We start from the raw sequence: 8,360 nt of genomic DNA on the forward strand, positions 1-8,360 counted from the left end.
CTCATGTGGCTTATTTTTGGAAGTTTGATTTTTCAATCCATTCTTCCAATTTACCTTTAAGAACGTTGAATCCAGGTGCTTCTTCTTGTTTGAAAGCAGGACCTGCATCGCGACGTCCAGCGTTTTTGCGTGGACCTTTCGCGCGTGCTTCACGTTTTGGAGCTTCCTGAGTTGCTTTGATCGAAAGCTTCATTTTTTTGTTAGCTTCGTCGATGTCGAGAACTTTAACAGTTACTTCATCGCCAACTTTTACGTAATCGTTGATGTCTTTTACGTAATCGTGTGAGATTTCTGAAATGTGGACGAGACCTTGTGTTTGCTCGTCAAGTGCTACGAAAGCACCGAAGTTTTGAATACCAGTTACTTTACCAGTAACGACTTGGTCTTTTTCAAAGTTTGCCATAATGTATACACTCCCTAACTAAATTCATCAACTTATAATAACACACTTTTCTTGTATCGTAAAAAATATTTTTGGAATTTGTTTATTTTTTATTTCACAAGGGAACATTTTAGTAGCAAGACTTCAAGTATTCCCCCTGATTCTGCCGAACTTTCCGAGTTCGGCCCTTTTTTGTTCTTTTACTCAATTGACCTAAAAAACAGATACCGAAAAGTGATGGGAACGACTTTCAAAACGCTCTAATAAAAACGGACAGTCTCGGTCTGCTCGCTTTCCGCGGACAAGCCCTCATGCCGCTTCAGATGCGTCGCATCTTCCAGGGTCATGACGACTTGTTTTTTCGCAGGAGTCGAGCAGAACCTCACCTGTCCTAGCGTAAAGGAAATATAGAGTAGAAGCAATGATAAATTAAGAGGGACATTACTTACTCAAAAATCAAACTGCAATTGACAATGACCGTTCACAAATGAACCTGAACGAAAGTGTTCTTCAATCCATTTATCGCGACGAAAATGTCCACATACCCAGTGTGCATTACGATAGTGCGGTTTAATAAGGCACATTCGAAGTCCTCCTTTCCTTTAAGCAAGGAAGGATTACTTTCAGCTTCGAACAAATAAAATTGTTTTACTTGAGGCACATATGTAGTATTGTTTGATTAAGTTCTTAACAACACTATTCTTGTTCGAATAGACATTGCCGTGTCTGTTCGAACGCAACGTGCAGCTGAGAGTTAACTCCCTCGCTGTACTAAGCAGTTGCGATTTCGCAGCTGCTTTTTTTGTACACTTTTCCGGACCACCTCCTTTGATATCTGAATTTTCGATTATTTAAGCCGTTAGAAAAAGGACTAACTGAATAGTGTAAACAAAACTTTATCAGTTAGTCCTTTCCACATGCTTTTCATTTCACTTACAGATCATCGAATCCATTCGCATCCGTTACTTTCGCATATGAACGTGATTTTTGTTCGAAGAAGTCCGATTTCGTCGCGTTCATCGAATCATCTGAATACGCCCGAATCCATGGCATGACGTCTTCGTCGTGTCCTTCGTAGAGGTCCGACAAACCGATGACGCGAAGGCGTTTGTTCGCAAGATATTTGACATAGTCACGCATCTCACTGACGTCCAGACCGTCTAAATCACGCAAGACATATTCGCTCCATTCGATTTCAAGATCCACCGCACGCTTAAACGTGTCGTAGACGAATTGTGTGAATGAGCCATCTGCATCGATTTCTGGATGCTCTGACAAGACAGCACGCAATAACTGGCTGATGAAGTACGAGTGTTGCAATTCATCACGTTGAATATAGCTGATCATCGTCGATGTTCCGACCATCTTCTGATGGCGCGCTAGGTTATAGAAAAAAGCAAAGCCAGAATAGAAGTTGATCCCTTCAAGAACGATTGAAGCAACGAGTGATTTCGCGAAGTTCTCTGGCGTCCGGTCATTTTGGAAATCTTCGTATAAATCAAGAATGAATGCATTACGCTTCATGACCATGTCATCGTCTTTCGCGATATCGAAAATCCGGTTTTGTTCAGCCAATGGAACTAAGCTGGATAAGACGTAGCTATACGATTGATTATGAACGACTTCCTGTTGCGCGATGATGGCGAGAATCGCATGAACGGATGAGTCTGATGTGAACATCGCTGATTCTAAGATGTAGCGTGTCTGAACCGAGTCAAGGATCGAGAGTAGCCCAATGATTCGTTTGAATGCATCTTGTTCCCGTTCACTCAATTGATTCCATTGTTGCATGTCTTTTGACATTGAAATCTCATCTGGAATCCAAAAGTTCGATAACAGTTGTTTGTAAATCGAATAAAACTGTGGATACGCAATGTCGTTCCAATTGACGATGGCACTTGTTTCGCCACCGATGATCGCTGTCGCGCGGTTTGGATGACGTGCATCAAGCAGTTTGATTTTTTGTAGCTGTTCCATGTGCTTCGACTCCCTCTTGCTGTAATTGAAGAATGGTCCGTCTTGTCCATTCCTTGACGAGATGCGGGCGATTGCGTGGCGACTGTTCGATTTTCAACAGTTCTCCGGCAAGCGGGATCCCGAATTTCGAGAGGTGATACGCCATCTCATCGACGGCGCGACAATATTTGACGAACATCTTATCCCCTGTTCCAAAAACAGCTGCCTGCGGAATCGCATGCGTGCTCTCCTTCAAAACCGTTCTAAGACAGTCGCGCATATCGTCGGGTAATTGCCCATCTCCCCACGTATACGAACCAAAATAGACGATATCATAAGGCATTAACTGATACGTCGTCACTTCGTCCGCAAACAACATCGTCGGCTCGATTCCCATCTCAGAACACGTCTTCGCGACGAGTTCTGCCACCTCCTCCGTGTTTCCACTCAATGACGCATATACGATTGCTGCCTTCATGATATCGTCCTCCTTATCTTATGATGAACACGATTCACATTCGTCGATCTCAACCGTCGTCGAACGCGTGTAGTAGATCGTCTTCATCCCAAGTTGCCATGCTTCCATGTGCATCTCGAGTAATTCTTTTGCTTTGACGTTATTTTTCACGTACAGGTTAAAGCTGATCGCTTGGTCGATGTGACGCTGACGCGAAGCATTTTGACGAATGCTCCATAACTGGTCAATCTCAAACGCTGATTTATAGAACCAGTTCGTTTCCGGTGTTAAATCCGGAACGGTAACTGGGATCTTATAGTTTTTCTTCTCTTCTGAGTAGACTTTTTTATAGATTGGATCAATCGATGCCGTACTTCCCGCAATGATCGCCGTCGATGAGTTCGGTGCGACTGCCATCAAGTAAGCGTTCCGCATCCCGTGCGCCGTGATGTCGGCTTGGAGACGATCCCAATCGAGTTCATCCGTCGTTTTGTAGTGGCGACGTTTGATGTACTCTCCTGTTTGCCATTCTGAACCTTCAAAGAGACGGTACGCGCCTTTCTCTTTCGCAAGTTGCATCGACGCATCGATCGTCAAGTAAGCGATTTTCTCGTAGAGACGGTCTGCGTATTGCACCGCTTCGACCGATTCCCAACGGATACCTTCGAGCGCGAGCAGATGGTGCCAACCGAATGTTCCAAGACCAACGGCACGGTATTTTTGATTCGTCAATTGTGCTTGCGGAACATCGATCGTATTCAAGTCGATGACGTTATCAAGCATCCGCATTTGAATCGGAATCAATCGTTCGAGAACATCTGAACGAACCGCACGTGCAAGCGCAATCGATGATAAGTTACAGACGACGAAGTCACCTGGTGTCTTCGTGACGATGATTTTACCGTCTTCTGTATATTCTTCTGTCACGGTCGTCGGACTCATGTTTTGCATGATTTCCGAGCACAGGTTTGATGAATAGATCATGCCTGCATGTTTATTCGGATTCGCACGGTTAACGGCGTCACGGAAGAACATGTATGGCGTCCCTGTCTCAAGTTGCGAACGCATGTAGCGTTTGACGAGATCAATCGCTGGGACTGTTTTTTTGCTGAGACGCGGTTCGTTGACACATGCTTCGTATCGTTCCGTGAAGCTACCGCCTTGTTCTGTCTCATCGAAATAATCTTCAAGGCTGAAGCCCATAATCGTCCGAATTTCGTGTGGGTCAAACAGGTGCCAGTCTTCTCGTGCTTCTACAGCACGCATGAAGCGGTCTGGTAAGTTAACGCCCGTGAACAAGTCATGTGTCCGAAGTCGCTCGTCCCCATTGTTGAGCTTCGCATCTAAGAACTCGAGGATGTCCTTATGCCAGATGTCAAGATACACGGCGATTGATCCTTGGCGCATACCGAGCTGATCGACGCTGACTGCCGTATTGTTCAATTGTTTCATCCATGGGATGACACCACTTGAAACACCTTTAAAGCCTTTGATGTCTGATCCACGTGAGCGAATTTTCCCCATGTAGACACCGATTCCGCCGCCACCCTTAGAAAGTGTCGCTACATCCGTGTTCGAGTCATAGATGCCGCGTAGCGAATCATCGACTGTATCGATGAAGCATGATGAGAGTTGACCATATGATTTACCGGCGTTCGAAAGCGTCGGTGTCGCGACCGTCATGTAGAGGTTCGACAATGCCCAGTAGGCTTCTTTGACGAGTTCTAAACGACGTTCCTTCGGTTCGTTCTGCATCAGCGTCATCGCGATGACCATGAATCGTTCTTGCGGTAGCTCGTACAAATTTTTGACGTGATCACGTGCAAGATACCGGTCTGCCAGTGTCCGAAGGCCAATGTATGTGAACAGGTGGTCGCGGGAAGGATCAATCGTTGCCGACAGTTCGTTGATGTCTTCTTTCGAATACGCATCCAGTAAATGTTTCGTGAAGATACCGATTTCTGTCAGCTTTTCAATCAATGTATACAGCGAACCATATCGTTCTTCCGCTGCATATCCGCGGTTTTCACCCGCTTCTAGATATAACCGATTTAAGTAAGTCGCTGTCGCTACGAATGTCCAGTTCGGCTCTTCTGCCTTCAACATATCGAGTGCATGCATCGTTAACAGTTCATAGACTTGATCTGCTTGTAAGGACTTCCCTTCAAGCGCTCGGATGGCACGTTCTGTATAGCGGTCGATATCAAGTTCCGGATACGTTTCCGTCGCTTGTCGAATCACGACATATACGTCTTCTATTGTCATTGCACCCTTAAAGATGCGTGCTGTATTCAGTGGAGATGCCACTATGAACCACTCCCATTCTCTATCGTTAAACAGGTTCGCATTACACGATGAAATACGCTAAACTAAAAAAAGACGTCCTACATATAGAAAGAACTCTACAAGTATCACTCTATATATAGACGTTTTAGACGTTTTTAAACCTGTTAATGTACAAGATATAGGTTATCACTGAAATCTAAAAAAATAACCCCTTGCTTTGAAATTCAGGTCAAACAATTTGAAAAAGGCATCATGACGCCTTTTGAGATATATTGAGATAGCGAGTAAAACATATTATAAGTTCACGCGAACCCTTAAAATAAAGATGAGTCATTTCTCCTATCAGAAGAAAAATAATCTCTTCGAATTTTCTGATATACTGAACGTACCGATCTTCCGTTTGGAGGAAGAAGGATTGAATCCAACTATCACGAAAAGATGACATATGGCATATACGTATGTACGTTGAAAGGAGCTTACCTATGCAAGTCGATTACACACCAAACCCGAATTCCGTCAAAATCACGCTCGAGGAACAGCGCTTCGGTGCGAAAAGTACGAGTGTCAAAAAAGAAGATGCACCGGAAGATACGTTGCTCGCATCTTTGATCGCGATCGACGGCATCGATAATCTATTCGCTTACGGCGACTTCGTGACGGTCACGAAAGAACCAGAAGCAGAATGGAATGAGCTGCTACCACGTATCGAAGCAAACATGTAAAAAAACAAGAAGACACCTGTTCCTGAACAGGTGTCTTTGTTCAAGGAGCGATCGCTGATGCCAACCGTATCCATCATCATCCCGACATACAATCGTCCTCGCGAACTAGCAGAAGCGCTAGAAGCGTTGACACGTCAACACTATCAGGACTTCGATGTCATCGTCCTAAACAATAATGGCGACGATGTCTCAGCAGTGACCTCTGCCTATCAGGATCGTCTGCAGATCACATATGTCGAGTTACCTGAAAATCATCACGTCCGTGCTCGAAATCACGGTGTCATGCTCGCTTCCGGTCGGTATATCTTACTTCATGATGACGATGACCTCTTATTACCGAGTCATCTCGAAGAGGCAGTCGGTGATCTCGAAGCCGGCGCGGATCTAACGTATACGGACGCGGAGCTCTTTACGTATCGCTGGGAAGACGGTCACCGGATTGCACTCCATTCCGAACCGTTCGCGTACCCGTATGATCCGGAGACGATCCGAGAAGACTCGACGTACATTCCGTCCGGATCGCTCTACCGTAAATCGCTCCACGATCAACTCGGTCTGTTTGATGAAGACGTCTTCAACTACTGGGACTGGGACTGGATTTTACGCGTCGGTAAGGATCATTTAGTGTTACATCCGGCACGAGCAACCGTCCTGTACGCCTTCAACCCGTCCGGCAATCATGAGTCGGCACGACAAGACGCAACGCGACGCGTCTATTTTGACCGCCTGGTCGAAAAACATCAACTTCCGACACGTGAAATGAAGAACTTCCATATCGTTCAGGAAGAACGACGCGCACGATTGCGACAGACACGCCGTACCTTCAATGGTCAATTGACAGAAAGTGAGTGATTCCATGTACACCGAAAAACAACTCGAATTATTAGCACTATTAACACAAAATGGTCCGATGGACGTAAACTTACTTGCGCAGATGCTCGATTGGGAAGCGTCAGAAGTAGCAGCTTCGATCGAAACATTCAAACGTGACGGTGTCCTACTCGGCTATACCGCCGTCATTGACTGGCAAAAGATTCATGCCCATCACGGCGTGACAGCTTTCATCGATGTCAAAGTCACACCAAAACGGGGACGCGGCTTTGATGAAGTCGCAGAGCGGATCCATCGTTTCCCGGAAGTGACGTCCCTGTATCTGATGTCAGGCGCATATGACTTACAAGTCGTACTTGATGGCAAATCGCTACAAGAAGTGTCTCAATTCGTTTCTGAAAAATTATCGACACTCGACTCCGTCATCTCGACGACGACCCATTTCCGCTTAAAGACGTATAAGCACGATGGCGTTCTCTTCAGTCAGGATGATGACGACAAACGATTGAAGGTGTCTCCATGAAATCTTTATCAACACGTGTCGAACAGCTAGCCCCATCCGGCATTCGTCGTTTCTTTGATTTAGCCGGATCGATGGAAGATGTCATCTCACTTGGTGTCGGTGAACCCGATTTCGTCACGCCATGGAACGTCCGAGAAGCAAGCTTTGCAGCACTTGAACAGGGCTACACAGCATACAGTGCTAACGCCGGTTTACTCGAGTTACGTCAGGAAATCGCGCTTTACATGCAAGAAAAGTTCGCCATCTCCTATTCGACGACGGAAGAGATCATCGTCACGACCGGAGCTTCGGAAGGACTTGACCTTGCGTTTCGTAGTTTGATCAATCCGGGAGATGAAGTCATCGTCGTTGAACCGGCGTTCGTTTCATATGCCCCCTTGATCGAACTTGCTGGAGGAATTCCTGTCGCCGCTGCATGTCACGCAGAAGACGGTTTTGCGATTCAACCGGAAACGATCGAACAGTTGCTGACGGACAAAACGAAAGCAATCATTTTCTGTTTCCCATCGAATCCGACAGGCTCGACGATGACACGCGATCAATTAGCGGACCTCGCGTTACTTGTTCAAAAGCATGATTTATATGTCATCAGTGATGAAATCTATGCGGAGCTATCCTACGAAACGGAAGCGATTTGTTTTGCGTCCCTTCCTGGTATGCGGGAGCGGACAATCATCATCAATGGTTTCTCGAAAGCCTTCGCGATGACGGGCTGGCGGCTCGGCTTTACTTGCGCACCACCTGCAATCACGCAATCGATGCTGAAGGTCCACCAATATGGAATGATGTGTGCACCAACACTCGTCCAATTCGCGGGTATTGAAGCGTTACGTTCTCGTCATAAGACGGTCCCTGATATGGTGACAAGTTATCGCCAACGTCGGAATTACTTCGTCAAGGCGTTAAACGATGCGGGTCTTCCGACGCACTTACCAGGCGGTGCCTTTTATGCTTTTCCGTACATTGGTCATACTGGGCTGACGAGTGAGCAGTTCGCCGAGCAATTGTTGCTCGCTGAGCGCGTCGCCGTCGTTCCAGGATCCGTCTTCGGAGCAAGCGGTGAAGGCTATGTCCGAGCAAGTTACGCGAGTTCAATCGAACAACTGCAAGAAGCCATCGCGCGCATTCAGCGCTTCATGAAAAAATGGCAGACTCAGGATGAGACAACATCGTCTCATTCACATTAAAAATAAGCCGCTTGCT

8 protein-coding genes are annotated in these 8,360 nt (G+C 46.2%); 4 read left to right on the plus strand and 4 right to left on the minus strand.

Annotated elements, in window-relative coordinates; genetic code table 11:
- Window positions 1-10 precede the first annotated feature (10 nt).
- The 4 genes from yugI to B3S86_RS10275 form a co-directional block, all read right to left on the minus strand.
- Window positions 11-403: a S1 domain-containing post-transcriptional regulator GSP13 gene (yugI, locus tag B3S86_RS10260; RefSeq protein ID WP_012371159.1), complete on the minus strand. Its 393-nt coding sequence runs from the start codon at window positions 401-403 to the stop codon at window positions 11-13.
- Between the two features lie 912 nt (window positions 404-1,315).
- Window positions 1,316-2,359: a ribonucleotide-diphosphate reductase subunit beta gene (locus tag B3S86_RS10265; protein ID WP_035406099.1), complete on the minus strand. Its 1,044-nt coding sequence runs from the start codon at window positions 2,357-2,359 to the stop codon at window positions 1,316-1,318.
- On the minus strand, window positions 2,328-2,816 hold the full coding sequence (locus tag B3S86_RS10270) for a flavodoxin domain-containing protein (protein ID WP_035406096.1): 489 nt from the start codon (window positions 2,814-2,816) through the stop codon (window positions 2,328-2,330). Before B3S86_RS10270 ends, B3S86_RS10265 begins: the two co-directional genes overlap by 32 nt.
- Window positions 2,817-2,834: 18 nt before the next feature.
- On the minus strand, window positions 2,835-5,102 hold the full coding sequence (locus tag B3S86_RS10275; protein WP_056062774.1) for a ribonucleoside-diphosphate reductase subunit alpha: 2,268 nt from the start codon (window positions 5,100-5,102) through the stop codon (window positions 2,835-2,837).
- A 461-nt stretch (window positions 5,103-5,563) separates the two neighbouring features.
- Here B3S86_RS10275 and B3S86_RS10280 point away from each other — a divergent pair, with 461 nt between their 5' ends.
- The 4 genes from B3S86_RS10280 to B3S86_RS10295 are packed head-to-tail and all read left to right on the plus strand — an operon-like array spanning window position 5,564 to window position 8,344.
- Entirely contained in the window at window positions 5,564-5,803 is a 240-nt protein-coding gene (locus tag B3S86_RS10280) for a NifU N-terminal domain-containing protein (protein ID WP_290752159.1), read from the plus strand.
- A 57-nt stretch (window positions 5,804-5,860) separates the two neighbouring features.
- Window positions 5,861-6,655, plus strand: coding sequence for a glycosyltransferase family 2 protein (locus B3S86_RS10285; protein ID WP_035406088.1), 795 nt, complete (start codon window positions 5,861-5,863; stop codon window positions 6,653-6,655).
- A gap of 4 nt (window positions 6,656-6,659) precedes the next feature.
- The gene (locus tag B3S86_RS10290) at window positions 6,660-7,157 is read left to right on the plus strand and encodes an Lrp/AsnC family transcriptional regulator (RefSeq protein WP_035406085.1); all 498 of its coding nucleotides are present in this window, start codon (window positions 6,660-6,662) and stop codon (window positions 7,155-7,157) included.
- The gene (locus B3S86_RS10295) at window positions 7,154-8,344 is read left to right on the plus strand and encodes an aminotransferase (RefSeq protein WP_290752166.1); all 1,191 of its coding nucleotides are present in this window, start codon (window positions 7,154-7,156) and stop codon (window positions 8,342-8,344) included. The genes B3S86_RS10290 and B3S86_RS10295 overlap by 4 nt, the downstream gene beginning before the upstream one ends.
- Window positions 8,345-8,360: the final 16 nt, after the last annotated feature.

The organism is Exiguobacterium sp. UBA3968 (genome assembly GCF_002385115.1).
Classification (GTDB): Bacteria; Bacillota; Bacilli; order Exiguobacteriales; family Exiguobacteriaceae; genus Exiguobacterium_A.

Coding starts and splice junctions, on each gene's coding strand:
- B3S86_RS10270 (WP_035406096.1), bottom strand. CDS start 2,816: ATGAAGGCAGCAATCGTATATGCGTCATTGAGTGGAAACACGGAGGAG.
- yugI (WP_012371159.1), bottom strand. CDS start 403: ATGGCAAACTTTGAAAAAGACCAAGTCGTTACTGGTAAAGTAACTGGT.
- B3S86_RS10265 (WP_035406099.1), bottom strand. CDS start 2,359: ATGGAACAGCTACAAAAAATCAAACTGCTTGATGCACGTCATCCAAAC.
- B3S86_RS10295 (WP_290752166.1), top strand. CDS start 7,154: ATGAAATCTTTATCAACACGTGTCGAACAGCTAGCCCCATCCGGCATT.
- B3S86_RS10280 (WP_290752159.1), top strand. CDS start 5,564: ATGCAAGTCGATTACACACCAAACCCGAATTCCGTCAAAATCACGCTC.
- B3S86_RS10285 (WP_035406088.1), top strand. CDS start 5,861: ATGCCAACCGTATCCATCATCATCCCGACATACAATCGTCCTCGCGAA.
- B3S86_RS10290 (WP_035406085.1), top strand. CDS start 6,660: ATGTACACCGAAAAACAACTCGAATTATTAGCACTATTAACACAAAAT.